This is a genomic window from Hasllibacter sp. MH4015, from assembly GCF_020177575.1.
Taxonomy (GTDB): Bacteria; Pseudomonadota; Alphaproteobacteria; order Rhodobacterales; family Rhodobacteraceae; genus Gymnodinialimonas.
In genome coordinates, this window is record NZ_JAHTBK010000001.1 from 1 (window position 1) to 23,428 (window position 23,428).

General features: G+C 62.5%; 39 protein-coding genes and 1 pseudogene. 34 read left to right on the forward strand and 6 right to left on the reverse strand.

The genetic code is table 11. The annotated features are described in order from the left end of the window. Positions 1–146, forward strand: a pseudogene (tuf, locus tag KUW62_RS00005) (elongation factor Tu); the annotation flags it as partial. 545 nt (positions 147–691) lie between these two features. On the opposite strand, the gene KUW62_RS00010 reads toward tuf, so the two are convergent. Then, entirely contained in the window at positions 692–1,189 is a 498-nt protein-coding gene (locus tag KUW62_RS00010; protein ID WP_224813466.1) for a ferritin-like domain-containing protein, read from the reverse strand. Between the two features lie 384 nt (positions 1,190–1,573). On the opposite strand from KUW62_RS00010, the gene rpsJ reads away from it, so the two are divergent. From rpsJ to KUW62_RS00030, 4 genes are read left to right on the forward strand one after another with little or no spacing between them, the layout of a single operon-like run. Continuing rightward, on the forward strand, positions 1,574–1,888 hold the full coding sequence (gene rpsJ / locus KUW62_RS00015) for a 30S ribosomal protein S10 (RefSeq protein ID WP_224813467.1): 315 nt from the start codon (positions 1,574–1,576) through the stop codon (positions 1,886–1,888). A gap of 14 nt (positions 1,889–1,902) precedes the next feature. Then, positions 1,903–2,778, forward strand: coding sequence for a 50S ribosomal protein L3 (rplC, locus tag KUW62_RS00020; protein WP_224813468.1), 876 nt, complete (start codon positions 1,903–1,905; stop codon positions 2,776–2,778). Next, complete coding sequence (gene rplD, locus KUW62_RS00025) at positions 2,778–3,398, forward strand: 50S ribosomal protein L4 (RefSeq protein WP_224813469.1); 621 nt, start codon at positions 2,778–2,780, stop codon at positions 3,396–3,398. The genes rplC and rplD overlap by 1 nt, the downstream gene beginning before the upstream one ends. After that, the gene (locus KUW62_RS00030) at positions 3,395–3,691 is read left to right on the forward strand and encodes a 50S ribosomal protein L23 (protein WP_224813470.1); all 297 of its coding nucleotides are present in this window, start codon (positions 3,395–3,397) and stop codon (positions 3,689–3,691) included. Before rplD ends, KUW62_RS00030 begins: the two co-directional genes overlap by 4 nt. Before the next feature lie 100 nt (positions 3,692–3,791). On the opposite strand, the gene KUW62_RS00035 is transcribed toward KUW62_RS00030, so the two are convergent. Then, positions 3,792–4,694 carry an OmpA family protein gene (locus KUW62_RS00035; RefSeq protein WP_224813471.1) on the reverse strand — a complete coding sequence of 301 codons (903 nt, stop codon included), beginning with the start codon at positions 4,692–4,694 and terminating at the stop codon, positions 3,792–3,794. Between the two features lie 244 nt (positions 4,695–4,938). Here KUW62_RS00035 and rplB point away from each other — a divergent pair, with 244 nt between their 5' ends. The 6 genes from rplB (at position 4,939) to KUW62_RS00065 (ending at position 8,460) form a co-directional block, all read left to right on the forward strand. Then, positions 4,939–5,781 (forward strand): 50S ribosomal protein L2, encoded by an 843-nt coding sequence (gene rplB / locus KUW62_RS00040; RefSeq protein WP_224813472.1) that lies wholly within the window; start codon positions 4,939–4,941, stop codon positions 5,779–5,781. A gap of 3 nt (positions 5,782–5,784) precedes the next feature. Continuing rightward, on the forward strand, positions 5,785–6,063 hold the full coding sequence (rpsS, locus tag KUW62_RS00045) for a 30S ribosomal protein S19 (RefSeq protein ID WP_224813473.1): 279 nt from the start codon (positions 5,785–5,787) through the stop codon (positions 6,061–6,063). 3 nt (positions 6,064–6,066) lie between these two features. Continuing rightward, on the forward strand, positions 6,067–6,447 hold the full coding sequence (gene rplV / locus KUW62_RS00050) for a 50S ribosomal protein L22 (RefSeq protein ID WP_224813474.1): 381 nt from the start codon (positions 6,067–6,069) through the stop codon (positions 6,445–6,447). After that, positions 6,447–7,190: a 30S ribosomal protein S3 gene (rpsC, locus tag KUW62_RS00055; protein WP_224813475.1), complete on the forward strand. Its 744-nt coding sequence runs from the start codon at positions 6,447–6,449 to the stop codon at positions 7,188–7,190. The genes rplV and rpsC overlap by 1 nt, the downstream gene beginning before the upstream one ends. 13 nt (positions 7,191–7,203) lie before the next feature. Beyond that, positions 7,204–7,617 carry a 50S ribosomal protein L16 gene (gene rplP, locus KUW62_RS00060; RefSeq protein ID WP_224813476.1) on the forward strand — a complete coding sequence of 138 codons (414 nt, stop codon included), beginning with the start codon at positions 7,204–7,206 and terminating at the stop codon, positions 7,615–7,617. Positions 7,618–7,821: 204 nt separating this feature from the next. Continuing rightward, a complete protein-coding gene (locus tag KUW62_RS00065) occupies positions 7,822–8,460 on the forward strand; it encodes a DUF998 domain-containing protein (protein ID WP_224813477.1) in 639 nt (212 codons plus the stop codon). A 14-nt stretch (positions 8,461–8,474) separates the two neighbouring features. Here KUW62_RS00065 and KUW62_RS00070 read toward each other — a convergent pair whose 3' ends face one another. Next, entirely contained in the window at positions 8,475–8,909 is a 435-nt protein-coding gene (locus KUW62_RS00070; protein WP_224813478.1) for a DUF1569 domain-containing protein, read from the reverse strand. 32 nt (positions 8,910–8,941) lie between these two features. Further along, positions 8,942–9,637 carry a hypothetical protein gene (locus tag KUW62_RS00075; RefSeq protein ID WP_224813479.1) on the reverse strand — a complete coding sequence of 232 codons (696 nt, stop codon included), beginning with the start codon at positions 9,635–9,637 and terminating at the stop codon, positions 8,942–8,944. Positions 9,638–9,730: 93 nt separating this feature from the next. Between KUW62_RS00075 and KUW62_RS00080 the strand changes: the two genes are divergently transcribed. Beyond that, positions 9,731–10,351, forward strand: coding sequence for a TIGR02466 family protein (locus KUW62_RS00080; protein WP_224813480.1), 621 nt, complete (start codon positions 9,731–9,733; stop codon positions 10,349–10,351). Here KUW62_RS00080 and KUW62_RS00085 read toward each other — a convergent pair. Further along, positions 10,336–11,124, reverse strand: coding sequence for an FkbM family methyltransferase (locus KUW62_RS00085; RefSeq protein WP_224813481.1), 789 nt, complete (start codon positions 11,122–11,124; stop codon positions 10,336–10,338). The genes KUW62_RS00080 and KUW62_RS00085 overlap by 16 nt on opposite strands. A 50-nt stretch (positions 11,125–11,174) precedes the next feature. Here KUW62_RS00085 and KUW62_RS00090 point away from each other — a divergent pair, with 50 nt between their 5' ends. The 21 genes from KUW62_RS00090 (at position 11,175) to rplQ (ending at position 22,401) form a co-directional block, all read left to right on the forward strand. Continuing rightward, complete coding sequence (locus KUW62_RS00090) at positions 11,175–11,324, forward strand: BrnA antitoxin family protein (protein ID WP_224813482.1); 150 nt, start codon at positions 11,175–11,177, stop codon at positions 11,322–11,324. A 37-nt stretch (positions 11,325–11,361) separates the two neighbouring features. Then, positions 11,362–11,568 (forward strand): hypothetical protein, encoded by a 207-nt coding sequence (locus tag KUW62_RS00095; RefSeq protein WP_224813483.1) that lies wholly within the window; start codon positions 11,362–11,364, stop codon positions 11,566–11,568. A gap of 151 nt (positions 11,569–11,719) precedes the next feature. Further along, complete coding sequence (gene rpmC / locus KUW62_RS00100; protein WP_224813484.1) at positions 11,720–11,926, forward strand: 50S ribosomal protein L29; 207 nt, start codon at positions 11,720–11,722, stop codon at positions 11,924–11,926. A 4-nt stretch (positions 11,927–11,930) separates the two neighbouring features. Beyond that, entirely contained in the window at positions 11,931–12,161 is a 231-nt protein-coding gene (rpsQ, locus tag KUW62_RS00105; protein WP_224813485.1) for a 30S ribosomal protein S17, read from the forward strand. A 76-nt stretch (positions 12,162–12,237) separates the two neighbouring features. Then, positions 12,238–12,606 (forward strand): 50S ribosomal protein L14, encoded by a 369-nt coding sequence (gene rplN, locus KUW62_RS00110; protein ID WP_159806805.1) that lies wholly within the window; start codon positions 12,238–12,240, stop codon positions 12,604–12,606. 1 nt (position 12,607) lies between these two features. Then, entirely contained in the window at positions 12,608–12,913 is a 306-nt protein-coding gene (rplX, locus tag KUW62_RS00115) for a 50S ribosomal protein L24 (protein WP_224813486.1), read from the forward strand. Beyond that, complete coding sequence (rplE, locus tag KUW62_RS00120; protein ID WP_224813487.1) at positions 12,913–13,473, forward strand: 50S ribosomal protein L5; 561 nt, start codon at positions 12,913–12,915, stop codon at positions 13,471–13,473. Before rplX ends, rplE begins: the two co-directional genes overlap by 1 nt. 18 nt (positions 13,474–13,491) lie before the next feature. Next, positions 13,492–13,797, forward strand: coding sequence for a 30S ribosomal protein S14 (gene rpsN / locus KUW62_RS00125; protein WP_224813488.1), 306 nt, complete (start codon positions 13,492–13,494; stop codon positions 13,795–13,797). A 12-nt stretch (positions 13,798–13,809) separates the two neighbouring features. Then, entirely contained in the window at positions 13,810–14,202 is a 393-nt protein-coding gene (gene rpsH / locus KUW62_RS00130) for a 30S ribosomal protein S8 (RefSeq protein WP_224813489.1), read from the forward strand. Between the two features lie 12 nt (positions 14,203–14,214). Then, entirely contained in the window at positions 14,215–14,748 is a 534-nt protein-coding gene (rplF, locus tag KUW62_RS00135) for a 50S ribosomal protein L6 (protein ID WP_224813490.1), read from the forward strand. A gap of 11 nt (positions 14,749–14,759) precedes the next feature. After that, positions 14,760–15,119 carry a 50S ribosomal protein L18 gene (gene rplR / locus KUW62_RS00140; protein WP_224813491.1) on the forward strand — a complete coding sequence of 120 codons (360 nt, stop codon included), beginning with the start codon at positions 14,760–14,762 and terminating at the stop codon, positions 15,117–15,119. Positions 15,120–15,231: 112 nt separating this feature from the next. Next, the gene (rpsE, locus tag KUW62_RS00145; RefSeq protein WP_224813492.1) at positions 15,232–15,825 is read left to right on the forward strand and encodes a 30S ribosomal protein S5; all 594 of its coding nucleotides are present in this window, start codon (positions 15,232–15,234) and stop codon (positions 15,823–15,825) included. A gap of 5 nt (positions 15,826–15,830) precedes the next feature. Next, positions 15,831–16,019 (forward strand): 50S ribosomal protein L30, encoded by a 189-nt coding sequence (gene rpmD / locus KUW62_RS00150; protein WP_224813493.1) that lies wholly within the window; start codon positions 15,831–15,833, stop codon positions 16,017–16,019. A 165-nt stretch (positions 16,020–16,184) separates the two neighbouring features. Next, entirely contained in the window at positions 16,185–16,946 is a 762-nt protein-coding gene (locus KUW62_RS00155; RefSeq protein ID WP_224813494.1) for an MBL fold metallo-hydrolase, read from the forward strand. A gap of 223 nt (positions 16,947–17,169) precedes the next feature. Further along, positions 17,170–17,643 carry a 50S ribosomal protein L15 gene (rplO, locus tag KUW62_RS00160; RefSeq protein ID WP_224813495.1) on the forward strand — a complete coding sequence of 158 codons (474 nt, stop codon included), beginning with the start codon at positions 17,170–17,172 and terminating at the stop codon, positions 17,641–17,643. Positions 17,644–17,776: 133 nt separating this feature from the next. Next, positions 17,777–19,147 carry a preprotein translocase subunit SecY gene (gene secY / locus KUW62_RS00165; RefSeq protein WP_224813496.1) on the forward strand — a complete coding sequence of 457 codons (1,371 nt, stop codon included), beginning with the start codon at positions 17,777–17,779 and terminating at the stop codon, positions 19,145–19,147. After that, positions 19,144–19,719 (forward strand): adenylate kinase, encoded by a 576-nt coding sequence (locus KUW62_RS00170; RefSeq protein ID WP_224813497.1) that lies wholly within the window; start codon positions 19,144–19,146, stop codon positions 19,717–19,719. Before secY ends, KUW62_RS00170 begins: the two co-directional genes overlap by 4 nt. 198 nt (positions 19,720–19,917) lie before the next feature. Continuing rightward, positions 19,918–20,286, forward strand: coding sequence for a 30S ribosomal protein S13 (rpsM, locus tag KUW62_RS00175; protein ID WP_224813498.1), 369 nt, complete (start codon positions 19,918–19,920; stop codon positions 20,284–20,286). Positions 20,287–20,301: 15 nt separating this feature from the next. Continuing rightward, on the forward strand, positions 20,302–20,691 hold the full coding sequence (rpsK, locus tag KUW62_RS00180) for a 30S ribosomal protein S11 (RefSeq protein WP_224813499.1): 390 nt from the start codon (positions 20,302–20,304) through the stop codon (positions 20,689–20,691). 108 nt (positions 20,692–20,799) lie between these two features. Continuing rightward, entirely contained in the window at positions 20,800–21,816 is a 1,017-nt protein-coding gene (locus KUW62_RS00185) for a DNA-directed RNA polymerase subunit alpha (RefSeq protein WP_224813500.1), read from the forward strand. A gap of 165 nt (positions 21,817–21,981) precedes the next feature. Further along, positions 21,982–22,401: a 50S ribosomal protein L17 gene (gene rplQ, locus KUW62_RS00190; RefSeq protein ID WP_224813501.1), complete on the forward strand. Its 420-nt coding sequence runs from the start codon at positions 21,982–21,984 to the stop codon at positions 22,399–22,401. 96 nt (positions 22,402–22,497) lie between these two features. On the opposite strand, the gene KUW62_RS00195 is transcribed toward rplQ, so the two are convergent. Further along, positions 22,498–22,662 carry a hypothetical protein gene (locus KUW62_RS00195; protein WP_224813502.1) on the reverse strand — a complete coding sequence of 55 codons (165 nt, stop codon included), beginning with the start codon at positions 22,660–22,662 and terminating at the stop codon, positions 22,498–22,500. A 92-nt stretch (positions 22,663–22,754) separates the two neighbouring features. On the opposite strand from KUW62_RS00195, the gene KUW62_RS00200 reads away from it, so the two are divergent. Next, positions 22,755–23,366 (forward strand): autoinducer binding domain-containing protein, encoded by a 612-nt coding sequence (locus tag KUW62_RS00200; protein ID WP_224813503.1) that lies wholly within the window; start codon positions 22,755–22,757, stop codon positions 23,364–23,366. Positions 23,367–23,428: the final 62 nt, after the last annotated feature.

Here is a 23,428-nt window from a genome sequence, read left to right on the forward strand (position 1 = left end):
GCACCGAGATGGTGATGCCGGGCGACAACCTGAAGTTCAACGTGGAGCTGATCGCGCCGATCGCGATGGAGCAGGGCCTGCGCTTCGCCATCCGCGAAGGCGGCCGCACGGTCGGCGCCGGTGTCGTTGCGAAGATCATTGAGTAAGCGTAGCGGTCCGCAAGGCCGATGCGCGTAAGCCGATAGTGCAAAGGGGCCTTCGGGCCCCTTTGTCATGAAAGGCCAGGTCGAGTTTCCATAGGAAACTCTGGCCAGAAGGTGCCGGGTGGCAGGGTCAATTGGCATAGCCAAATGATCCCGAGAACAGAGGTCAGCACACGGTTGCCAGTCAAAGAAGGCCCCGCCCCACCGGCGGGGCCTTTTGTTTGGGCAGTCGCTCGGTTGCAAGTTTGCAACCCGGGGTTAAGCGCCTGTTCCAAAACGAAAAGCCCAATTCCGTTAACCCCCTGTTAACCCGAGCGAACACCCGACACGGCAAGTCAAGTCCCGCCCTACGGGACCCGGGCCAAAGCCCGGTCGACGCGCGGGGCACAACAGCGGGCCGCACCGGTTCCCACGGGTCGGGGGCGCCGCGCTACGCAGAAACACCTTGGCGTGTCGGTCGGGCGCGGCATTGTAAGACCCAATCCGCCACGCAAAAAAAAGACCGCCCGTACTGGGCGGTCTCTGGTTGGTGGCCACGTCGGCCCAAGTCAGGCGGCGGCGTCGCGGTTGACCTGGCCGGTGGCGATGTCGGTCATGGTGCGGTCTCCTTCGTAGGAGGCGTCGAGGCAGTCCGTCAGCACGGCGCCATCCCCGTCGAGGTCAAGCCGGTTGGCAAACGCGCGCAGGCAGCCATAGCCGGCAATCGCGTAGTGCGCCATGCGCTGGTATTGCGTGATGATCATCGCGTCGCGGGCGTCGGCGTCGGAAATGTCTTCATCGAGACCGTGGGCGCGCGCCTCTTTCACGAGGCCTTCCATGCCCTTGCAGTGTTCACCGTTCGGGTCGATGTCGTGATCGTTGCAGAGCTGCGCGATCTTCTCCATCCCGTCGGAAATGCCCTGCGCCCCGGCGTTGAGCGCCTTTTTCAGATCGTCGTTGCTGGCCGCTTGGGCCAGTTCGGTGGTGACGTCCAGCGATTGCTTGCAGGCGCTGTAGAGGTCTTGCAGCTGGTCGTGATAGACGTCGTGAAGGTTCGAGATGGCCATGATGTCCTCCGGCAAAAGGTGTGGTGATTGCTTGGGGAACGAGTAGACCGGGCATTGGGTTCCATCCCTGCGGCGCGGGATCGTTGCGCCAGGCCCTTCAACCGCGCCCGCTGGACCGGGACGCGGCCGTGCCAATGCCCGGTTGCGCCACGCGCGATGCGCCTGGCGTCACGGCCCAAACAGCCACCGGAGCCGCCACAAACCCCCTTGCCCCCCCGGACGACTCCGCCTATACGCGCGCTAGTCCAACGGGGTGCGCCTAGTGCGTGCCCTCTTTTGTTGGACCGGAGCGCCCCCGTGGTGCCGTGACATAAGACGCGACGAGGGTGTGCGATGAGCGTACATCGTCCAATCCGTTCTAGGCCCTAATCGAAGGGTGATAACATGGCCGTTCAAAGCCAGAATATCCGCATTCGCCTCAAGGCGTTTGATTACCGGGTTCTCGACGCCTCCACGCAGGAGATCGTGAACACCGCCAAGCGCACGGGCGCACAGGTGCGCGGGCCCATCCCGCTTCCCAACAAGATCGAGAAATTCACGGTTCTCCGTGGTCCGCACGTGGACAAGAAGTCCCGCGACCAGTGGGAAATCCGGACGCATAAGCGCCTTCTCGACATCGTTGATCCGACCCCGCAGACCGTGGACGCGCTGATGAAGCTCGACCTGGCCGCCGGTGTCGACGTTCAGATTTCGGTCTAAGGAGGGCATAGATCATGTTGCGCTCTGGTGTGATCGCGAAAAAGGTCGGGATGACCCGCCTTTTCATGGAAGACGGCAAGCAGATCCCTGTGACCGTGCTTCAGTTGGATAAACTTCAGGTGGTCGCCAAGAAGACCTCTGACAGCGACGGCTATTCGGCTGTTCAGCTTGGCGCGGGGACCGCGAAGGCCAAGCGGACGTCGGCGCCGATGCGCGGCCACTTCGCCAAGGCGAGTGTGGAGCCCAAGCGCAAGCTGGTGGAATTCCGCGTCGACGCGGAAAACCTGATCGAGGTGGGCGAGGAGATCATCGCCGACCATTACTTCGAGGGTCAGTTCGTCGACGTGACCGGCACCTCGATCGGTAAGGGCTTTGCCGGTGCGATGAAGCGCTGGAACTTCGGTGGTCTGCGCGCCTCGCACGGTGTGTCGATTTCCCACCGTTCGCACGGCTCCACCGGTCAGTGCCAGGACCCCGGCAAGGTGTTTAAGGGCAAGAAGATGGCCGGACACATGGGCGCGGCCCGCGTGACCACGCAGAACCTTCAGGTCGTGCGCACCGACAGCGACCGTGGTCTGATCATGGTCAAGGGGGCCGTTCCCGGCTCCAAGGGCGGTTGGGTGACGGTCAAGGATGCGGTCAAGAAGCCGTTCCCGGAAAACGCCATTCTGCCCGCCGCGCTGGCCTCTGCCGCCGCTGAAGCTGCGAAAGCCGCTGAGGAAGCCGCAGCAGCCGCCGCCGCAGAAGCCGAAGCCGAAGCCGCGCGTCTGGCTGAAGAGCAGGCCGCCGCAGAGGCGGAAGCGCTGGCCCAGGCCGAAGCTGAAATCGCCGCAGAGGGCAGTGACGAAGCCGCCCCCGAAGGCGACGCAGACAAGAAGGACGGTGAATAATGAAAGTCGACGTCATCAAACTTGACGGCAAGAAAGCCGGCTCGGTCGACCTGGGTGAGGAGATCTTCGGTCTCGAACCGCGCGCCGACATCCTGCACCGTGTCGTCCGCTGGCAGCGCAACAATGCGCAGGCCGGTACGCACAAGGTCAAGACCCGGTCCGAGGTCAGCTACTCGACCAAGAAGATCTATCGCCAGAAGGGCACCGGCGGCGCACGCCACGGCGCGCGGTCGGCCCCGATCTTCCGCGGGGGCGGTGTCTACAAGGGGCCGACGCCCCGCAGCCACGGCCACGAGTTGACCAAGAAGTTCCGCAAGCTCGGCCTGCGCCATGCCCTGTCCGCCAAGGCGGCAGAGGGGCGTCTGGTGGTCATCGATTCCGCGTCCATGGACAATGCCAAGACCTCGGCACTGGCCAAGCAGATCAAGGAATTGGGCTGGAAGCGCGCGCTGATCATCGACGGCGCTGACGTGGATGCCAACTTCGCCCTCGCCGCGCGCAACATCGACGGTCTCGATGTGCTGCCGTCGATGGGTGCAAACGTCTATGACATTCTCAAGCGTGACACTCTGGTGCTCACGAAGGCGGGTGTCGAAGCATTGGAGGCGCGCCTGAAATGAGTGCAGATGCCAAACATTATGACGTGATCCGCAAGCCGCTGATCACCGAGAAAACCACGATGGCGTCCGAGCACGGCGCCGTCGTGTTCGAAGTCGACATCGCCGCGAACAAGCCCCAGATCAAAGAGGCCGTGGAGGCCGTCTTCGGTGTGAAGGTGAAGGCGGTGAACACGACGATCACCAAAGGCAAGGTCAAGCGTTTCCGGGGCCAGTTGGGCACCCGCAAGGACGTCAAGAAGGCCTACGTGACGCTGGAAGAAGGCAACACGATCGACGTGAGCACCGGGCTGTAAAGTCCCGTCTGCCGAGAGATTGAGAGCCCCGGCTGCTGGAGAGGCAGCCGGGGCTTTTTCAATTCGCTCACGAAAATTCCGGGATGTTCGTGCACGAGGGTCAGTTCGGGACGGCAATGATCTCCACCCGGCGATTTGCCTGGCGGCCCGCGTCGGTTTCGTTGCTCGCGATCGGCTCCAACTCGCCCCGACCCGTTGTTGCAATCGAGAGGTTGGCCAGTGCCGTGGTCTGAAGCAGCTGTGCGCGCACACTCGTGGCGCGCTGCAACGAGAGTGTCATGTTGTAGGCGTCCGATCCGGTCGAGTCGGTGTGACCGATGACGTTGATCGACGCGACATTCGCAGCGGCGATCTGCGACGCGACCGCGTTGATTTCGGCCAGGGCCTCGGGGCGGAGGGCAGAGCTGTCGACATCGAAAAGAACGGCCGCATCCAGCGTGAAGCGCAGTGCGGTCCCGATGGCGGCCACGGCGTCAACGTCCGCGCCCGCGAAATTCGTTCCGCAACCTTCGCCATCATCGGTCAGGCGCACATAACGATAGCTGGCGCCGGGCGTGGACCTGCCCGCAATGTCGACCTCGGCGCGCCCACCCGTGATGGCACCGACCTCGGTCCATTCCTGACCGTCTTCGGAAATTGCGAGGAACATCCCCTCGACCCGCGGACCAACCTCAAAGACATACAAGTCCGGACCCGGGACGTCGATGAGGGCGTTGTCGGCGAACAGCAGGTCGACGGAACCGTCACAGCCAAGCGACAGGAAAGAGCCGTCATCAACGTCGCCACTGTAATCCGGCGCGCCAAGGGTCACATCCGGCGTTTCCGCGCTGGCAGCGATGCGGCCGGAGCCGATGGTGCGTGCAACCACGGCGTCCGCGAAGGAAAGATCGCCAAGCGGCAAAATGACTTCCCCTCCGGCGGCGTCGGTGTAGGTGATCGGGCTTTGCGCCGAAGCCAAGCTGACGCTTGCGCAGAAAAGGGCGATGGCGGTTACAAATTTCATGGCAGGGGTATCCTTCAAATTCACGACCTTATCTTCCCCAAGCGCAAGGCACGTGGCAAGGCATTGACCTGCCCACTTGACCCCCATCCCCCAACCCCCTAAACGGCCCCATCGGCAAGAGCCCCGGATTCGTCCGGGGCTCTGCTTTTGGTCGGATGACCAACTCAAGTCGGGCACCTACGGGGGCCTTTAACATCAGGGCCCGCCAGGTGTGGGTCCGCAAAGCAAACGGAAGACAGTTAACATGGCACTCAAGTCGTATAAGCCGACGACGCCGGGCCAGCGTGGGCTGGTACTGATCGACCGTTCGGAGCTGTGGAAAGGACGTCCTGTCAAAGCCCTCACCGAGGGTCTGACGAAGAAGGGCGGACGGAACAACACCGGACGGATCACGGCGCGTCGTCGTGGGGGTGGGGCCAAGCGCCTTTACCGTATCGTAGATTTCAAGCGGACGAAATTCGACGTCTCGGCCACGGTCGAGCGGATCGAATACGACCCGAACCGCACCGCGTTCATCGCGCTCGTCAAATATGACGATGGAGAGCAGGCCTATATCCTTGCCCCCCAGCGCATGGCGGTCGGTGACAAGGTCATCGCGTCCAAGAAAGCGGACATCAAGCCGGGCAACGCGATGCCGTTCAGCGGCCTGCCGATCGGCACGATCGTCCACAACATCGAGTTGAAGCCCGGCAAGGGTGGGCAGATCGCCCGCGCCGCCGGGACGTACGCTCAGTTCGTGGGTCGTGACGGTGGTTATGCGCAGATCCGCCTCAGCTCGGGTGAGCTGCGCCTCGTCCGTCAGGAATGCATGGCGACGGTTGGCGCGGTGTCGAACCCCGACAACTCGAACCAGAACCTCGGCAAGGCCGGTCGTGTTCGCCACATGGGCAAGCGCCCGAGCGTTCGCGGTGTCGCGATGAACCCGATCGACCACCCCCATGGTGGTGGTGAGGGCCGGACCTCGGGTGGCCGTACGCCGGTCACGCCCTGGGGCGTCGACACCAAGGGCAAGCGTACCCGCAACAAGAACAAGGCGTCGCAGAAGCTGATTATCCGCTCGCGTCACGCACGAAAGAAAGGGCGCTAAGTCATGAGCCGCTCCGTATGGAAAGGTCCTTTTGTCGACTCTTACGTCCTCAAGAAGGCCGAAGCCTCCAAGGAATCCGGTCGCAACGAGGTCATCAAGATCTGGTCGCGCCGCTCCACCATCCTGCCCCAGTTCGTCGGTCTGACGTTCGGTGTCTATAACGGCCACAAGCATGTGCCCGTGAACGTCACCGAGGACATGATCGGTCAGAAGTTCGGGGAATATTCGCCGACGCGGACCTATTACGGTCACGCCGCCGACAAAAAAGCCAAGAGGAAGTAAGCCATGGGCAAGGATAAGAATCCCCGCCGCGTGGCGGATAACGAGGCGATGGCCAAGCTGCGGATGCTGAAGACCAGCCCGCAGAAGCTGAACCTGGTTGCCGGCCTCATTCGCGGCAAGAAGGTGGAAAAGGCCCTGACGGACCTCACCTTCTCCAAGAAGCGCATCGCGATCGACGTGAAGAAGTGTCTTCAGTCGGCCATTGCCAATGCGGAAAACAACCACGGCCTCGACGTTGACGAGCTGGTGGTTGCGGAAGCCTATGTCGGCAAGAACCTGGTCATGAAGCGCGGTCGCCCGCGGGCCCGGGGCCGGTTCGGTCGCATTCACAAGCCGTTCGCAGAACTGACCATCACGGTCCGCCAGGTTGAGGAGACCGCATAATGGGACACAAGGTTAACCCCATCGGCATGCGTCTTCAGGTCAACCGGACCTGGGACAGCCGCTGGTACGCAGACACCAAGGATTACGGTGACCTGCTGCTGGAAGACATCAAGATCCGCGAATTCATCAAGACCGGCTGGTGGGAACACCTCGCCAAGGTCGAGAAAAAGAACCCCGGCGATGCCGGGATCGCGAAAATCATCATCGAGCGTCCGCACAAGAAGTGCCGCGTGACGATCCACTCGGCCCGTCCGGGTGTCATCATCGGCAAGAAGGGTGCGGATATCGAAGGTCTGCGCAAGGCGCTGTCGAAGATCACGGACAGCGAATTGCACCTCAACATCGTTGAGATCCGCAAGCCCGAGCTGGATGCGCAACTGGTCGCTGAGAGCATTGCACAGCAGCTGGAGCGCCGCGTGTCCTTCCGCCGTGCCATGAAGCGCGCCGTGCAGAACGCGATGCGCATGGGTGCCTTGGGCATCCGGGTCAACGTCGCGGGCCGCCTTGGCGGCGCCGAGATCGCCCGGACCGAATGGTATCGCGAGGGCCGCGTGCCCCTGCACACCCTGCGCGCCGACATTGATTATGCCCACGCCGAAGCGAAAACGGCCTACGGCATCATCGGCATCAAGACCTGGATCTTCAAAGGTGAGATCATGGAGCACGACCCGTCGGCCCGTGATCGTCGCCAGCAGGAAATCCAGGAAAGCGGCGGGGCCTCGCGCCCGCGCCGTGACCGCTGAGGAGGGTTGAGCGATGTTGCAACCTAAACGGACGAAGTTCCGCAAGATGCAGAAGGGCCGGATTCGCGGCGAAGCCAAGGGCGGATCGGACCTTACGTTCGGCACCTACGGCTTGAAAGCGCTACAGCCCGAGCGTGTCACGGCACGCCAGATCGAAGCCGCCCGCCGGGCCATGACGCGCCACATGAAGCGTCAGGGTCGCGTGTGGATCCGGATTTTCCCGGACACGCCGGTGACGTCCAAGCCCGTCGAAGTGCGTATGGGTAAGGGTAAGGGTTCGGTCGATTACTGGGCCTGCAAGGTCAAGCCAGGCCGCATCATGTTCGAGATCGACGGCGTGACCGAGCCGGTCGCCCGGGAGGCCCTGCGCCTTGCCGCGATGAAGCTGCCGGTCAAGACCCGCACGATCGTGCGCGAAGACTGGTAAGTCGGACAATGCGTCGGCGTTTGCCGGCGCACGGGCCCCGGTCCCGCCCATGAATTGAAAGCCCCTGTCGAGAGATTGGCGGGGGCTTTTTCATGGCCGGTCGTGAGGGTCGGGTTCGGGATATCGTGGCGAGGGACGGGACAAAGCGCGGGGAACCGCGACCAGGGCGCGGCGTTGATCCCCCATGGCTCAGGGGACAGCATCATGACCAAGGACGTGACAGGCCACGCGATTGATGCGGAGCGGCCCTATTTCCTCATCGTTCTGGGCACAATCGGCCTGATCGGTACGCTGATCGGCATCGTTGGCGTGATCGTGGCGCAGATGATGGTGCCGGGCCATGACTGGATCGCCGATACGATCAGCGATCTGGGCGCGGGCGAGAACGAGATCATCATGGATGTGGCGCTCTACGCCTTTGCCGCGGGGATCTTCGCCGTCGCCTTGTGCGGGGCCCATGCCCATCTGGGTGGTGTCGGGTGGTCGGGCGGCGTTGCGATCCTTGCCCTTCTGGCCGCCGCCGTCGTCGTGATCGGCGCTAGAAACGAATATGGCGACGGGGACAGCGACGGTGTCGTGGTGCATATCTACGTGGTCTACGCGCTTGGCGTCGGCTTCCTGGCCGCGCCCCTGTTGATGGCGGGCGGGTTGGGCGAGGATTCGGAGGCGCGGAGACGATGGTTGATCGGGCTCGCCATTTTGTGGGGGCTCTCCGCGCCGGTATTCTTTTTTCTGCCGACCAGCATCGACGGCCTGTACGAGCGGGGATTGGGCCTGATTGCGTGCGCGATCATCGCGCTGCTGGCCTGGACCTTCGTGCAACGGGGCCGCCGCGCGTTGTGACGGCAGTTTGCGGGTCAGGCGATCCGCACCTGCTCCAGATGGTTTTCGATATGCATAAGGTGCGCCACGGCGAATTGATCCCGGTCGAGCGGTCCGAATGTGAAGTGTGGGCGCAGGGGGTCGCGAAAATCGCGGAATTGCTCAAGCGAGGTCCAGAGCCGCTGTAACCCCTCTTCCGCCGGGACATCGCCAACGACCTCTCCCGGGATCGGCTCCGCAAGGCCGTGGCGCATCCGGCCGCGCAGTTTGAAGATCGTGAAGGCGAGTTTGCCCGCGCTCATCTGGAACAGGCGGGAGCGTTCTTCGGGATAGCCGGACATTGAGAATTCGACGCCCTGGGCGAGGTGGCTGAACATCCGCCCAAGCCCCCAATCGCCGGAGGATTGGATGGCGGAGAGATCAAGGCTGTCCAACCGGCGGAACGCGATGTCGAGGGCTTCGTTGGTCATGGCGCCAGTTAAGCGTCGCCGCGCCCATGCGTCTAGCCGGATGGCCAGATCCGATCCATACCGCCGCTGAACTCCGCCCAGGACATGGCGGCGCGGTTGCCTGCATAGCCCTCGTAATAGGATTGCCCGTTGGGCAGCGGCAGCCCTGCCCATATCCGCGCAAGATTGTGCATGAAGCGGCGACGATCCAGCTGACCCGCGCGAAACGCCGGCATCCCGGCATCCTCAAGCAGCACTTCGGCCAATGCATCCTGAACCTCCGCCGTGAAGGGCGTGTCGGGGCCGAAGGCGCGCAATTGGGCGACGCGGCGCAAGGTTGGGGGGATGAATTGGTAGCGCCCGATGGCATGGGGCTGGCCCGGCGTGGCGTCGATCCAGGCGTAAATCTCCCCCAATGTCATCTGTGTGGGCGCGCGGGGCGGCCGGATGCGCGCCCCATGTTGGACGGCGTCGTACCCGTCCCGTCCCGCCTCCGCCCGCGCGATCAGCGACAGGAGTTGCGCGACGTCCCCACGGGCGGGTGGCGCAGGCGCAGTGCGCGGCGGAAGGGGGGCGAAGAGGCTGCCCGAGGCGGTGCCGGTGAACAGCGACGGCGATGCGTTTTCCCGAACGGCGGGCGCCCGGGCGAGAAGCGGCGCGGCCCCGTCGAAAAGCGTCGTCGTATGGCCCTTCGCTGTGCCGAGCGCCAGCAGCAAGGCCAGGCCGATCCAAATCTTGCGCAATGCCATTCTGGCCCCGATAGGTTCGTGTTGCGCCGGACCCTAGGCCGCAATCCTTTCGGTTTGGTTGCCAGGCATTCGCATCGCGGCTATCTCCGCCCCATGGCCAATATCAGATCCCTCTTCGCGACCCGCCTCTACCACGCCAAGCTGGCGGAGCTTGGGCCTTCCATCGACCATGATGAATTGCAGGCGTCGTGTTTCTCCATCGCGGAGGATGATGATGCGGGCAATGAATGGTGTGAGGAGAACGGGTATCCCGGCTACACCTCCTATGCGTCGTTGACGGACTTGCCGTGGCGGTTTCCGATCTTCGCGGCCGTGGTGGAGGCATTGGACGCCCATGTCGCGGCCTTCGTGGAAGATCTGGAATTCGACCTGGAGGGGCGGGCGTTGAAGCTGGAAGATATCTGGATCAACATCCTGCCCGAGGGGGGCATCCACACCGGCCACATCCATCCGCATTCGGTAATTTCCGGCACGACCTATGTGGCGGTGCCGCCCGGTGCGAAGTCGATCAAGCTGGAAGACCCGCGCCACGCGATGATGATGGCCGCCCCCGCCCGCAAGGCCGACGCGCGGGAGGAATTGCGCGCCTTCGTCTATCCCGGCCCGGAGGCGGGCGATGTCTTGTTGTGGGAAAGCTGGCTGCGCCACGAAGTGCCGATGAATATGGACGAAGACGACAGGATCAGTGTCAGCTTCAACTATTCCTGGGCTTGAGCCGGGATCGCGATGATATTGTGGCCCACGATCTCCGCCACGCCATAGCCAAGCTCGCCCAATAGGGTTTGGGTCTTCACCCGTTCCTCGCCCCGGTCGAAGGCCTCGATCACCATGGTCGGTCTGCACCGCGCGATGGTGTCACGCGCGCCGTCCAGAACCGCGTCCTGCATCCCTTCCACGTCGATCTTGATGAAGGCCACGTCCTGCAACGCGAAGCTGTCGAGCGTGCGGACGGGGATGGACCCGGCGCGGCCTGCCTCCAGGGTGGTGGAGCCGAGATTGGCGGGGTTGAAGATGGCGACATCCGCGGTGCCCTCCGCCGCGCCGAGGGCGAAGGGGTGGACAGTGATCTGGTCGGGTCCGTTGAGCTCCGCATTGCGGCCGAGGACGGCCTGCATATGCGGCATCGCCTCGAACGCGTGGACATGGGCGGCCCGGCAGAGCTTGGCGAAATAGACCGCGTGGTTGCCGATATTGGCGCCCGCATCGACGAAGGTCGCGCCGGGCGGGACAAGGGCACGGATCTTCTCTAGCAGATGCGCCTCGTAGAACGTGCGATTTAGCAGGATGATCCGCTGCACGGCATCGAGCCAGCCATCGGGCACGAAGAAGCGGATATCGGCCCCGTGATAGGGAAAGGACACGACCTTGTCCGCGCCGAGGCCCTGCCAGACCTGATGGGCGAAGTGCCGCTCGATCATCTGGGTGTTCTGGCGGGTATGCCGAATGAGCGTGTCGAGCTTCTTGAGGGTGCGGTCGTCGGCGGCCATGGGTGTCCTAGCGGATTGATGCGGGGCGGAGTGTGGCTTGGTCAGGGGGGATGGTAAAGGCCGGGCGCCCGATGGTGATGAATCCGAAGGTGCAGGCGACGATCAGGCTGGACGCCGATGTGGTTGAGGCGTTTAGGAAGGACAACCTGGGCTGGCAGAGCCGGATAAACGCGGCGCTCAGGAAGGCGGCGCGGGTTTGAATGGGAGCGACCCGTGAGTACGTGCTTCGAAGAGAGTATGAGCATCGTCTTGCCCTTCTTCTTTCTGGGCATAGCAATCATTGGTGCGTTGGAGTTTCGGTTGAACCGCGACATCAAGCGCACGCTGAAGGTCATCGTGGGTCTTCGCAGCCCTACCAAGCAGTACATAGTGGACCTGTCGATCCTGTCGCTTGTGGTATCCATGGGAGCCCTTATCTTCCTGCTCGAGCAATGCACTGTGTGACCCCCAGATGCACCGCACGGCGCACTGGCCAGAAAGCATTTGCCAACCGCCCCCAACCCCCCTATACGGCCCCTTCATTCACCGAACTCCACGGGAATCAGCGTAACCCGCCCATGCGGCGCGCCCTCGTGATGTTGAAAGGACAAAGGCGATGAACGCCCAAGAACTGCGTGACAAGACGCCGGACCAGCTTCGGGATGAGCTGACGGCGCTGAAGAAGGAGGCCTTCAACCTCCGCTTCCAACAGGCCACTGGCCAGATCGAGAACACCGCCCGCATGCGCCAGGTTCGCCGTGACGCCGCGCGCGTGAAGACCATTCTGAACGAAAAGGCGGCCGCAGCCGCCGCGGAGGCGTAAGACCATGCCCAAGCGTATTTTGACCGGCACCGTCACCTCCGATGCCAATGAACAGACCGTGACTGTTTCCGTGGAGCGTCGCTTCAAGCACCCGGTCATGCAGAAGACCATCCGGAAGTCCAAGAAGTATCGGGCACACGATCCGGAGAACACCTTCAAAGTGGGTGACCAGGTTCGCATTCAGGAATGCGCCCCGGTTTCCAAATCGAAACGCTGGGAGGTGATTGTCGCCTGACATTCACATCTCGGTTTGAACGAAACCCCCGGGCCAACGTGCAACTCAGCCGGTCCGGGACGTCGGGAGAAACCAAATGATCCAGATGCAGACCAATCTGGATGTTGCTGACAATAGCGGCGCGCGCCGTGTTCAGTGCATCAAGGTTCTGGGTGGTTCCAAGCGCAAATACGCGTCCGTGGGCGACATCATCGTCGTCTCCGTCAAGGAAGCCATCCCGCGCGGTCGCGTGAAGAAGGGCGATGTCCGCAAGGCCGTCGTCGTGCGCACCGCCAAGGAAGTGCGTCGCGAAGATGGCACCGCCATCCGCTTCGACCGCAACGCCGCCGTCATCCTCAACAACAACAACGAGCCGATGGGCACCCGTATCTTCGGGCCGGTCGTTCGTGAGCTGCGCGCGAAGAACTTCATGAAGATCATCTCGCTTGCGCCGGAGGTGCTGTAAGATGGCCGCGAAACTGAAAAAGGGCGACAAGGTCGTCGTGCTGACCGGCAAGGACAAGGGCAAGCAGGGCGAGATCGCCTCCGTGAACCCCGCTGCCGGGAAAGCCATCGTTGACGGCATCAACATCGCCGTCCGCCACACCAAGCAAAGCCAGTCCAGCCAGGGCGGTCGCATCCCGCAAGCGATGCCGATCCAGTTGAGCAACCTGGCGCTGGTCGATGCAAACGGCAAAGCCACGCGCGTCGGCTTCCGCGAGGAAGACGGCAAGAAGGTGCGTTTCGCCAAGACCACGGGGGACGTGATCTGATGCTTGATACTGCAAACTATACCCCGCGCCTGAAGACCGCTTACCGCGAGGCCATCAAGCCCGCGATGAAAGAGGAATTCGGCTACAAGAACGACATGCAGATCCCGGCGCTTGAGAAGATCGTTCTCAACATCGGGTGCGGTGCGGAAGCGGTGCGCGATTCCAAGAAGGCCAAATCGGCCCAGGAAGACCTGACCGCCATCGCCGGCCAACACGCCGTCGTCACCAAGGCCAAGAAATCCATCGCAGGTTTCCGCGTCCGCGAAGACATGCCGCTGGGGGCCAAGGTCACTCTGCGCGGCGACCGCATGTACGATTTCCTCGATCGCCTGACCACGATCGCGATGCCCCGCATCCGCGACTTCCGTGGTGTGAAGCCGTCCTTCGACGGTCGTGGCAACTTTGCCATGGGCATCAAGGAGCACATCGTGTTCCCCGAGATCAACTTCGACAAGGTCGATGAGGTCTGGGGCATTGATGTGATCATTGTCACGACGGCGCAAACCGACGCCGAGGCGAAGTCGCTGTTGAAGCACTTCAACATGCCCTTCAACGCCTGACGCGAGAGGAATTAAGACATGGCTAAAGAAGCGATGATCGAACGCCAGAAGAAGCGCGAGCGTCTGGTTGAGAAATATGCCGCCAAGCGGGCCGAACTGAAGGAAATCGCGCGCGACGAAAGCCGCCCGATGGAAGAGCGGTTCAAGGCACAGCTGAAGCTGGCGAAACTGCCGCGCAACAGCTCGGCCACCCGCCTGAACAATCGTTGCCAGCTGACCGGTCGCCCCCGTGGCTATTACCGCAAGCTGAAAATGTCGCGGATCAAGCTGCGTGATCTGGCCTCCAACGGTCAGATCCCCGGCATGGTCAAGTCGAGCTGGTAAGGGAACAAAGACATGAATGATCCCATCGGTGATATGCTGACCCGCATCCGCAACAACCAGATGCGCGGCAAATCCACAGTCGAGACCCCTGCCTCCAAGCAGCGCGCGCGCGTTCTGGATGTGCTGGCGGACGAAGGCTATATCCGTGGCTACGAGTCCACGACCGGAAAAGACGGCCATCCGGCCTTCGAAATCAGCCTGAAATACTATGAAGGCACCCCGGTCATCCGTGAGCTCAAGCGCGTTTCGAAACCCGGTCGCCGCGTCTATCTGGGCGTGTCCAACATTCCGCAGGTCCGCCAGGGCCTGGGCATTTCCATCGTCTCCACGTCCAAGGGCGTGATGACCGATGCCAATGCCCGGTCGCAGAATGTCGGCGGCGAAGTGCTCTGCACAATCTTCTGAGGAGCGTAGCAGATGTCTCGTATTGGTAAGAAACCGGTCGATCTGCCGGGTGGCGTCGAAGCCTCCGTCTCGGGTCAGACCATCGAGGTGAAGGGCCCCAAGGGGTCCCGCGCCTTCACCGCAACCGACGACGTGACCCTTTCGGTCGCCGACAATCAGGTCTCTGTCGAGCCGCGTGGCAAGTCCAAGCGCGCCCGCCAGCAATGGGGCATGTCCCGGACCATGGTTCAGAACCTCGTCACCGGCGTCACCGACGGTTTCAAGAAAGAGCTTGAGATCACCGGTGTGGGGTATCGTGCGCAGATGCAGGGCAATGTCCTGAAACTGTCGCTCGGCTATTCCCACGACGTCGATTTCACCGTCCCCGACGGTGTGACCGTCACCTGCCCGAAGAACACCGAAGTGGTGATCGAGGGTTCCGATCAGCAGCTGGTCGGCCAGGTGGCCGCGAACATTCGTGAGTGGCGCGCGCCGGAGCCCTACAAGGGCAAGGGCATCCGCTACAAGGGTGAGTACATCTTCCGTAAGGAAGGCAAGAAGAAGTAAGGGCTGGCACTATGGCTATGACCAAACGCGATCTGTTCCAGAAGCGCCGCCTGCGCAACCGGAACAAAATCAAGAAGATGGCAGACGGGCGCGCGCGCCTGTCCGTGCATCGCTCCAACAAGAACATCAGCGTCCAGCTGATCGACGATGTGGAAGGCCGCACGCTCGCGTCCGCGTCATCCCTGGAATCGTCGCTTGGCGTGGTCGGCAAGAACAATGCGGAGGCCGCCGCGAAGGTGGGTGCCGCGATTGCCGAGCGGGCGAAGAAGGCCGGGGTCGAAGAATGCTATTTCGACCGTGGCGGCTTCCTGTTCCACGGGCGTGTGAAGGCCTTGGCCGACGCCGCACGTGAAGGTGGCCTGAAGTTCTGAAGACTTGAAGGGCGCCCTAATGGGGCGCCCTCGATGATCCCGGGGCATTTGCTCACGAGGATTGAGACAACTCCGGCGCGTTACAGCGTCTCTTATTCGAAGGACTTGCCGAATGGCAGAACGTGAAAACAGAGGGCGCGGCCGCGGTCGCAACCGTGAAGAGGAAACGCCGGAATTTGCGGACCGTCTGGTCGCGATCAACCGCGTCTCCAAGACCGTGAAGGGGGGTAAGCGCTTCGGCTTCGCAGCCCTCGTCGTTGTCGGTGACCAGCGTGGTCGCGTGGGCTTTGGCAAAGGTAAGGCCAAAGAGGTGCCCGAGGCGATCCGCAAGGCGACCGAGCAGGCCAAGCGCCAGATGATCCGCGTGCCGCTGAAGGAAGGCCGCACGCTGCACCACGACACCCAGGGCCGCCACGGCGCGGGCAAGGTCGTGATGCGCACCGCGCCGGAAGGCACCGGGATCATCGCCGGTGGCCCGATGCGCGCCGTGTTCGAGATGCTGGGTGTCAAGGATGTCGTGTCCAAGTCCACCGGCTCCCAGAACCCTTACAACATGATCCGTGCCACGCTGGACGGCCTCAAGCGCGAGTCGAGCCCGCGCCAGGTTGCAGCGCGTCGTGGCAAGAAGGTCGCCGATATCCTGCCCAAGCGTGATGACGCCCCGCAGGTCGACGGCGATCAAGCGCCCGTGTCCGAGGAGGCCTGAGGAAAATGGCAAAAACCATCGTCGTCAAACAGGTGGGCTCGCCCATCCGCAGGCCCCAGGAACAGCGCGCAACGCTGATCGGCCTGGGTCTGAACAAGATGCACAAAACCCGCGAGCTGGAGGATACGCCTTCGGTCCGCGGCATGATCAACAAGATCCCGCATCTGGTGGAAATCGTGGAAGAGCGCGGCTAGGCCCGCCCGCCCGATCCACAGAGCTACATCCAAAGCCCCGGTCCCGTGCCGGGGCTTTGCCGTTTTTCCGGGGGGACCAAGCGACGGGCCGGGAAGGGGCGCCGTGACGGGATGGGCGGCGCGGAATAGGATGGCGTATCCGTTGATCCTTCAAGGAGCGATTCCATGCCAAGCCGCCGCCAGACCATGTTCGCCTTATCCGCCGCTGCCGGAACCCTTGCGCTGCCCTTCCGGTTGCGCGCCGAGGGGCACGGGGGCGATCTGTTCGAGACGCCGATTGGCCCGGTCACAGTTCATCCGATTTCCCATGCCTCGATCGTGTTGGAAACGCCCATGGGCACGATCCACGTCGATCCGGTGGGCGGTGGGGCGGCCTATGACGGCCTACCCGAGCCGGACCTGGTCCTGATAACCCACGAGCATTCCGATCACTACGACGAGGCGACGCTTGCCGCGATCCGGCAGACCGATCCACATGTGATCGCCAACCCGGCAGTTCACGGGCGATTGGCCGACGCAACGAACAGTGAGGCCATCGCCAATGGGCAGGAGACGATCTGGGGCGGTGTCCTGGTGCAGGCGATCCCGGCCTACAATACCACAGAAGGGCGGCTGAACTTCCACCCGGAGGGGCGCGACAATGGCTACGTCCTCGATCTGGGCGGTTTTCGCATCTACATCTCCGGCGACACCGAGGACATCCCGGAAATGCGCGCCCTGGAGGGGATCGACCTCGCCTTCGTGTGCATGAACCTGCCGTTCACGATGGATGCCGCCGCCGCCGCGGACGCCGTGCGTGCCTTCGGGCCGCGCTACGTCTATCCCTACCATTACCGGGGGCGGGACAATGGCACGCAAGACCCTGCGGAATTCGCCGAGATGGTGGGCGAGGCGTCCGAGGTACGGTTCGGGGATTGGTACGAGTAAGGGCCCGGTACGGAGACGCGCCGATAGCCCCCATCGCCATGCCGGGGGGACTCCTTACGGCGCAAGCGGCCCATTGCCGCCGTGACCGCCCAAAACATGTTGCGCAGACCGGACCGCGCGCTTATACGCCCCGGGTGGCCCAATCCGGGGCCATGACAATGTGCAAACGCCGTGGTCGGCCGCTCCCGTCGCTGGGGGCCGCATCCGGCAAAGGAGAAGCGACATGAAACTGCATGAATTGCGGGACAATCCCGGTGCCACCAAGAAACCCAAGCGCGTCGGCCGTGGTCCCGGCTCGGGCATGGGTAAGACGGCTGGCCGTGGTATCAAGGGTCAGAAATCCCGTTCGGGCGTGGCGATCAACGCCTATGAGGGCGGCCAGATGCCGCTCTACCAGCGTCTGCCCAAGCGTGGCTTCAACAAGCCCAACCGGAAGAAATTCGCCGTTGTGAACCTTGGCCTGATCCAGAAATTCGTGGATGCGGGCAAGCTCGACGGCAAGGCAGAGATCACCGAAGACGCGCTGGTCGCCTCCGGCCTCGTGCGGCGCAAGCTGGACGGTGTGCGGGTTCTGGCCAAGGGCGAGGTTTCGGGCAAGCTGAACATCGCCGTCACCGGTGCATCGAAAGCGGCCGTGGACGCGGTTGAGAAGGCGGGCGGTACGCTGAACGTGGCGGCCCCTGCTGCGGCGGAGTAACCCACTCACGGGGGTTTCAACCCCGTGACGCTTGTGGGCGGGGACCTCTCCGCCTACATCCTATCTCAAGGTTTTCTTGCGCCGCTTGGCCCCACGCGGGGGTCTGGCGGCTTTAGCGCATAAGAGAGACGGCATGGCATCAGCAGCGGAGCAAATGGCCTCCAACATGAGCTGGAGCGCGTTCGGCAAAGCGACAGAGCTTCGTCAACGCATCTGGTTCACGCTTGGCCTTCTGATCATTTACCGGATCGGCACCTATATTCCCGTTCCCGGCATCGACCCGGTGGAGCTTCAGGCGTTCTTCGATCAGGCCGCGGCGGGTCTGGGGGGCGTGTTGAACATGTTCACCGGCGGCGCGCTGAGCCGGATGGGCGTCTTCGCACTCGGGATCATGCCCTATATCTCCGCCTCGATCATCGTGCAGCTTATGACGGCCATGGTCCCGGCGCTGGAGCAGCTCAAGAAAGAGGGCGAGCAGGGCCGCAAGAAGATCAACCAATACACCCGCTACGGTACCGTAGTTCTGGCCACGGCGCAGGCGTATGGCTTGGCCGTGTCGATGGAATCGGGCGGGCTCGCGACTGATCCGGGCTGGTTCTTCCGCGTGGCCTGCGTCATCACGCTGGTCGGCGGCACGATGTTCCTGATGTGGTTGGGTGAACAGATCACCCAGCGCGGCATCGGCAACGGCATCTCGCTCATCATCTTCGTGGGCATCATCGCCGAAATTCCCGCCGCCCTGGCCCAGTTCTTCGAAACGGGCCGGTCCGGCGCGCTGACCACGCCCGCGATCCTGGGCGTGATCGTGATGCTGATCGCGACGCTGTTCTTCGTGGTGTTCATGGAGCGATCTTTGCGCAAGATCCACATCCAGTATCCGCGCCGCCAGGTCGGCATGAAGGTCTATGACGGCGGGTCGAGCCACTTGCCGATCAAGGTGAACCCCGCAGGTGTGATCCCGGCCATCTTCGCATCGTCCCTGTTGCTGCTGCCCACCACCCTGACAACGTTCGGCGGGGCTGAGGGTAATGGCCCGGTCATGGGCTGGATTCTTGCGAATTTCGGACCCGGCCAGCCGCTTTACCTGCTTTTCTTCGCCTCGATGATCATCTTCTTCACCTACTTCTACACGCTCAACGTGTCGTTCAAGGTGGAGGACGTCGCCGACAACCTGAAGAACCAGAACGGTTTCATCCCCGGCATCCGGCCCGGACAGCGGACGGCGGAATACTTGGAATACGTGGTGCGCCGCATCCTTGTTCTGGGCGCGGGTTACCTTGCGCTAGTTTGTCTCATGCCGGAAATTGTGCGGACAAACCTGGCCATTACTGCCTATTTTGGCGGCACTTCGATCCTGATCATCGTTTCGGTGGGCATGGATACGGTGCAGCAGATCCAATCGCATCTGCTTGCGCACCAATACGAAGGGCTGCTTGAGAAGTCCCAACTCCGCGGGCGCAAAAGCGGCGCCAAGAAACCGCGGAAGGGACCAGCGCGTCGATGAACATCATTCTTCTAGGACCGCCGGGTGCGGGCAAAGGCACTCAAGCCGAGATTCTCGTCGAGGGTCGTGGCATGGTGCAGCTTTCCACGGGCGACATGCTGCGTGCCGCGCGCACCAGCGGGACCGAGATGGGCGATCTCGTGGCCGGTGTCATGGATCGCGGAGAGCTTGTGACCGATGAGATCGTCATCGGCCTGATCCGCGAACAGCTGGAAAAAGGGGGCTCCGGCTTCATCTTCGACGGTTTCCCCCGCACCCTGGCGCAAGCCGACGCGCTGGCGAACCTGCTGGACGAGGTTGGGCAATCGCTGGACCACGTCATTGCGATGGAAGTGAACGATGAGGCCCTTGTCGGTCGCATCGTGAACCGCGCCAAGCAAGCCGCCGCCGCAGGGCAGCCGGTGCGCGCAGACGACAACGAGGAAAGCCTCAAGATCCGTCTGATGGAATATTACAAGAAGACCTCTCCGCTGCTTGGCTATTACCACGCCAAGGGTCAGTTGCGGTGGGTTCCGGGCCTGGGTGAGATCGACGAAGTCGCCGCCGCGATCGCGGGCGTTCTGGACGCCTGATTCCCTGCAATCGAAAGGGATTGTGATCGCCCCTTGACGTTTGCCTTTGACGGGCATAACTACCGCCATCTCCACGGGAATCGGACGTATTCCGAAACCTTGGGACAACCTCGCAAGCCCGGGACGAAATGCCCGGGCTTACGTTGTGAAAAAAGGGCCTGGTATGACGGGCTCGCAACGAAAAAGGATATGCCACACATGGCACGTATTGCCGGGGTCAACCTCCCCACGTCCAAGCGCGTTCCCATCGCGCTCACCTACATCACCGGGATCGGTCACACCTCCGCCGCAGCGATCTGCGAAGCGGTTGGTATCGACGCCACCCGCCGCATCAACGAATTGTCGGACGCCGAAGTCCTGCAGATCCGTGAACATATCGACGCCAATTACAGCGTTGAGGGCGACCTGCGCCGTGAGACGCAGATGAACATCAAGCGCCTGATGGACCTGGGTTGCTACCGTGGCCTGCGCCATCGCCGCAACCTGCCCGTCCGCGGTCAGCGCACCCATACCAACGCACGCACCCGCAAAGGCCCCGCAAAGGCCATTGCCGGCAAGAAGAAATAAGGGAGGGCTGGACACATGGCACGTGATCGCCGTCCCGCAAAGAAGAAGGTTTCCAAGAACATCGCCGCTGGCGTTGCGCATGTGAATTCTTCGTTCAACAACACAAAGATCCTGATTTCCGACGTGCAGGGCAATGCGATCGCATGGTCGTCCGCTGGCACGATGGGCTTCAAGGGCAGCCGCAAGTCCACACCTTTTGCCGCCCAAATGGCCGCGGAAGATGCGGGCAAGAAGGCACAGGACCACGGCGTGAAAACGCTTGAGGTCGAAGTGCAGGGGCCCGGTTCGGGCCGCGAAAGCGCGCTGCGTGCCCTGGCCGCCCTCGGCTTCCAGATCTCGTCCATTCGGGACGTGACGCCGATGGCCCATAACGGATGCCGCCCGCCCAAACGCCGCCGCGTCTAAGGCTGGTTATTCTTCCACCGGGTCCTGCCTTGGCATGGCCCGGTGCCGTCATTTTTTCCTCGAGTGTGTCCGGGATGGATCCCCCGGACACGAGCATGGAGGCGACGCATGATCCACAAAAATTGGCAAGAGCTGATCAAACCGACCCAGTTGGTTGTTCAGCCCGGTAACGACCCCGCGCGCAAAGCGACCGTCGTGGCCGAACCGCTGGAGCGGGGCTTTGGCCTGACGCTCGGCAACGCGCTGCGGCGTGTTCTGATGTCCTCGCTGCAAGGCGCGGCCATCACCTCCGTCCAGATCGACGGTGTGCTGCACGAGTTTTCCTCGGTCGCTGGTGTGCGTGAAGACGTCACCGACATCGTCCTGAACCTCAAGGGCGTCGCCATCCGCATGGATGCCGAAGGGCCCAAGCGTGTGTCGATCTCGGCCAAGGGGCCGCGGGTCGTGACCGCCGGTGACATCTCCGAATCCGCAGGGATCGAGGTTCTGAACAAGGACCACGTGATCTGCCACCTCGACGATGGCGCCGATCTTTACATTGAGCTGACCGTGAACACCGGCAAAGGCTATGTCGCGGCCGACAAGAACCGCCCGGAAGATGCGCCCATCGGCCTGATGCCGATCGACGCGATCTATTCCCCGGTCAAGAAGGTGTCGTATGACGTGCAGCCGACCCGCGAAGGTCAGGTCCTCGATTACGACAAGCTGACGCTGAAGCTGGAAACCGATGGCTCCGTCACGCCGGACGATGCCGTGGCCTATGCCGCGCGGATCATCCAGGACCAGCTGTCGATCTTCGTGAACTTCGACGAGCCGGAAAGTGCGACCCGTCAGGACGACGAGGACGATCTGGAATTCAACCCGCTTCTCTTGAAGAAGGTGGATGAGCTGGAACTGTCCGTGCGGTCGGCGAACTGCCTGAAGAACGATAACATCGTCTATATCGGCGATCTGATCCAGAAGACCGAAGCAGAGATGCTGCGCACGCCGAACTTCGGCCGCAAGTCGCTCAACGAGATCAAGGAAGTGCTGTCCGGCATGGGCCTGCACCTCGGCATGGATATCGTCGATTGGCCGCCCGATAATATCGAAGAGCTGGCCAAGAAGTACGAAGACAACTTCTGAAGAGTTTGCGGGCGGGGAGAAATCTTCGCCCGCGCAATGCCCGGATCATGCCGGGGAACGTACTGGGTTCGCAAAAGCTGGCCCCAAGGAGAGGGCCCCACACACGCATGGGGCCCCGGACAAAGCAAAATCGCCCGTAGAGGGCACCGAAATTGGAGATAGACAATGCGTCACGCCCGCGGATACCGCCGCCTGAACCGGACCCACGAGCATCGCAAGGCGATGTTCGCCAACATGTCCGGCTCGCTCATCGAACATGAACAGATCAAGACGACCCTGCCCAAGGCGAAGGAGCTTCGTCCGATCATCGAGAAACTGATCACGCTGGCCAAGCGTGGCGATCTGCACGCCCGACGCCAGGCCGCGTCGCAGCTCAAGCAGGATCAATACGTCGCCAAGCTGTTCGACGTGCTCGGACCTCGCTATGCGGAACGCTCCGGCGGGTATGTGCGCGTCCTGAAGGCGGGTTTCCGCTACGGTGACATGGCGCCGATGGCGATCATCGAATTCGTGGATCGCGACGTGGACGCCAAGGGCGCATCTGACCGCGCGCGAATCGAAGCCGAGGACGCGCTGGAAGACTAAGCGCGCGTCCGCGCCGCATCGGCCCGAATACACGAAAGCCCTCCGCCACGATGCGGGGGGCTTTTTCTTTGGCTTCAAGCGCGTGATGGCCTGCAATCAGGGACGGTCGCCGTCCCCTTCGGCACCGTGCTGTTTGACCAAACGCGCGACATCGCCCGGCGGCACCGAGGTTTGCCCGAAATATTCGAGAAGGTCATGGCGCGTCTTTGGGGATAACTTCATGAGACGCGCGAAAAGATCGGGGTCGATCTCTCTGGTCATTCATCTCACCGTTCAAAGTCAGTCCAATACTATCCAGCTTGACCGCATGTCGGGCAACCTATCTAAATGGTCATGTCTATTTGGTGGGTTCCATGACGAAAGCGCCGGTTCTCGACTTGTTGCTGCACGAGCTTTCGTTGGCGGCCCCGGCAGGGTTCGCCGTCGGGCTGCACATTCGGTACGTGTCGCCGTTGATCATGGTGAACACCTATCCGGATACCTGGCAGGAGGTTTACACCTCCAAGCTTTATGGATTGCGCGACCCGACGCTGGCCTGGGGGCTGAGCCACACGGGGACGCGCCGTTGGAGCCAGATCGGATTGCCGGACCCGTTCGGGATCTTGCAGGAATCCGCTGAATACGGCCTGAAATACGGGATGATCGCCTCCATCGGTCCGATGTCCTCACGCACGATCGCGGGTGCAAGCCGCGCGGACCGTGAGTTCACCGAGGACGAGATGGAGCTTGTCTATCGGATCGTGCACCGGATGCACGATCTGTCCGAACCGCCGGCCCGCCTGTCAAAGGCGCAAGCCGACGCACTGAAATGCATCGCGGAGGGGGACCGCCATGCAGCTGCTGCCGCCAAGCTCGGCATATCTGAAAGCGCGTTCAAGGCGCGCCTGACGTCTGCGCGTCAGAAGCTCATGGCCCGGACTACGGCAGAAGCCGTGCAACGGGCCAAGGAGTACGGATTGATCTGAGCGAACGCGGCTTCGGTCGCAGAATGTGAGCCTTCCAAAGCGGTGTCGTTGATGACGATTCA

Excerpts from the sequence above, each read along its gene's own strand:
- secY (WP_224813496.1), top strand. The coding sequence starts at position 17,777 with ATGGCATCAGCAGCGGAGCAAATGGCCTCCAACATGAGCTGGAGCGCG.
- KUW62_RS00195 (WP_224813502.1), bottom strand. The coding sequence starts at position 22,662 with ATGACCAGAGAGATCGACCCCGATCTTTTCGCGCGTCTCATGAAGTTA.
- KUW62_RS00085 (WP_224813481.1), bottom strand. The coding sequence starts at position 11,124 with ATGGCCGCCGACGACCGCACCCTCAAGAAGCTCGACACGCTCATTCGG.
- rplF (WP_224813490.1), top strand. The coding sequence starts at position 14,215 with ATGTCTCGTATTGGTAAGAAACCGGTCGATCTGCCGGGTGGCGTCGAA.
- KUW62_RS00155 (WP_224813494.1), top strand. The coding sequence starts at position 16,185 with ATGCCAAGCCGCCGCCAGACCATGTTCGCCTTATCCGCCGCTGCCGGA.
- rpmD (WP_224813493.1), top strand. The coding sequence starts at position 15,831 with ATGGCAAAAACCATCGTCGTCAAACAGGTGGGCTCGCCCATCCGCAGG.
- KUW62_RS00200 (WP_224813503.1), top strand. The coding sequence starts at position 22,755 with ATGACGAAAGCGCCGGTTCTCGACTTGTTGCTGCACGAGCTTTCGTTG.
- KUW62_RS00010 (WP_224813466.1), bottom strand. The coding sequence starts at position 1,189 with ATGGCCATCTCGAACCTTCACGACGTCTATCACGACCAGCTGCAAGAC.
- rplC (WP_224813468.1), top strand. The coding sequence starts at position 1,903 with ATGTTGCGCTCTGGTGTGATCGCGAAAAAGGTCGGGATGACCCGCCTT.
- rplR (WP_224813491.1), top strand. The coding sequence starts at position 14,760 with ATGGCTATGACCAAACGCGATCTGTTCCAGAAGCGCCGCCTGCGCAAC.
- rplP (WP_224813476.1), top strand. The coding sequence starts at position 7,204 with ATGTTGCAACCTAAACGGACGAAGTTCCGCAAGATGCAGAAGGGCCGG.
- rplX (WP_224813486.1), top strand. The coding sequence starts at position 12,608 with ATGGCCGCGAAACTGAAAAAGGGCGACAAGGTCGTCGTGCTGACCGGC.
- rpsN (WP_224813488.1), top strand. The coding sequence starts at position 13,492 with ATGGCTAAAGAAGCGATGATCGAACGCCAGAAGAAGCGCGAGCGTCTG.
- rplO (WP_224813495.1), top strand. The coding sequence starts at position 17,170 with ATGAAACTGCATGAATTGCGGGACAATCCCGGTGCCACCAAGAAACCC.
- rpsH (WP_224813489.1), top strand. The coding sequence starts at position 13,810 with ATGAATGATCCCATCGGTGATATGCTGACCCGCATCCGCAACAACCAG.
- KUW62_RS00080 (WP_224813480.1), top strand. The coding sequence starts at position 9,731 with ATGGCCAATATCAGATCCCTCTTCGCGACCCGCCTCTACCACGCCAAG.
- rplV (WP_224813474.1), top strand. The coding sequence starts at position 6,067 with ATGGGCAAGGATAAGAATCCCCGCCGCGTGGCGGATAACGAGGCGATG.
- KUW62_RS00185 (WP_224813500.1), top strand. The coding sequence starts at position 20,800 with ATGATCCACAAAAATTGGCAAGAGCTGATCAAACCGACCCAGTTGGTT.
- KUW62_RS00065 (WP_224813477.1), top strand. The coding sequence starts at position 7,822 with ATGACCAAGGACGTGACAGGCCACGCGATTGATGCGGAGCGGCCCTAT.
- rpsK (WP_224813499.1), top strand. The coding sequence starts at position 20,302 with ATGGCACGTGATCGCCGTCCCGCAAAGAAGAAGGTTTCCAAGAACATC.
- rpsC (WP_224813475.1), top strand. The coding sequence starts at position 6,447 with ATGGGACACAAGGTTAACCCCATCGGCATGCGTCTTCAGGTCAACCGG.
- rpsM (WP_224813498.1), top strand. The coding sequence starts at position 19,918 with ATGGCACGTATTGCCGGGGTCAACCTCCCCACGTCCAAGCGCGTTCCC.
- rpmC (WP_224813484.1), top strand. The coding sequence starts at position 11,720 with ATGAACGCCCAAGAACTGCGTGACAAGACGCCGGACCAGCTTCGGGAT.
- rpsJ (WP_224813467.1), top strand. The coding sequence starts at position 1,574 with ATGGCCGTTCAAAGCCAGAATATCCGCATTCGCCTCAAGGCGTTTGAT.
- rplB (WP_224813472.1), top strand. The coding sequence starts at position 4,939 with ATGGCACTCAAGTCGTATAAGCCGACGACGCCGGGCCAGCGTGGGCTG.
- rpsQ (WP_224813485.1), top strand. The coding sequence starts at position 11,931 with ATGCCCAAGCGTATTTTGACCGGCACCGTCACCTCCGATGCCAATGAA.
- rpsE (WP_224813492.1), top strand. The coding sequence starts at position 15,232 with ATGGCAGAACGTGAAAACAGAGGGCGCGGCCGCGGTCGCAACCGTGAA.
- KUW62_RS00095 (WP_224813483.1), top strand. The coding sequence starts at position 11,362 with ATGAGCATCGTCTTGCCCTTCTTCTTTCTGGGCATAGCAATCATTGGT.
- KUW62_RS00170 (WP_224813497.1), top strand. The coding sequence starts at position 19,144 with ATGAACATCATTCTTCTAGGACCGCCGGGTGCGGGCAAAGGCACTCAA.
- KUW62_RS00075 (WP_224813479.1), bottom strand. The coding sequence starts at position 9,637 with ATGGCATTGCGCAAGATTTGGATCGGCCTGGCCTTGCTGCTGGCGCTC.
- rplE (WP_224813487.1), top strand. The coding sequence starts at position 12,913 with ATGCTTGATACTGCAAACTATACCCCGCGCCTGAAGACCGCTTACCGC.
- rpsS (WP_224813473.1), top strand. The coding sequence starts at position 5,785 with ATGAGCCGCTCCGTATGGAAAGGTCCTTTTGTCGACTCTTACGTCCTC.
- rplN (WP_159806805.1), top strand. The coding sequence starts at position 12,238 with ATGATCCAGATGCAGACCAATCTGGATGTTGCTGACAATAGCGGCGCG.
- KUW62_RS00070 (WP_224813478.1), bottom strand. The coding sequence starts at position 8,909 with ATGACCAACGAAGCCCTCGACATCGCGTTCCGCCGGTTGGACAGCCTT.
- rplQ (WP_224813501.1), top strand. The coding sequence starts at position 21,982 with ATGCGTCACGCCCGCGGATACCGCCGCCTGAACCGGACCCACGAGCAT.
- rplD (WP_224813469.1), top strand. The coding sequence starts at position 2,778 with ATGAAAGTCGACGTCATCAAACTTGACGGCAAGAAAGCCGGCTCGGTC.
- KUW62_RS00035 (WP_224813471.1), bottom strand. The coding sequence starts at position 4,694 with ATGAAATTTGTAACCGCCATCGCCCTTTTCTGCGCAAGCGTCAGCTTG.
- KUW62_RS00030 (WP_224813470.1), top strand. The coding sequence starts at position 3,395 with ATGAGTGCAGATGCCAAACATTATGACGTGATCCGCAAGCCGCTGATC.
- KUW62_RS00090 (WP_224813482.1), top strand. The coding sequence starts at position 11,175 with ATGGTAAAGGCCGGGCGCCCGATGGTGATGAATCCGAAGGTGCAGGCG.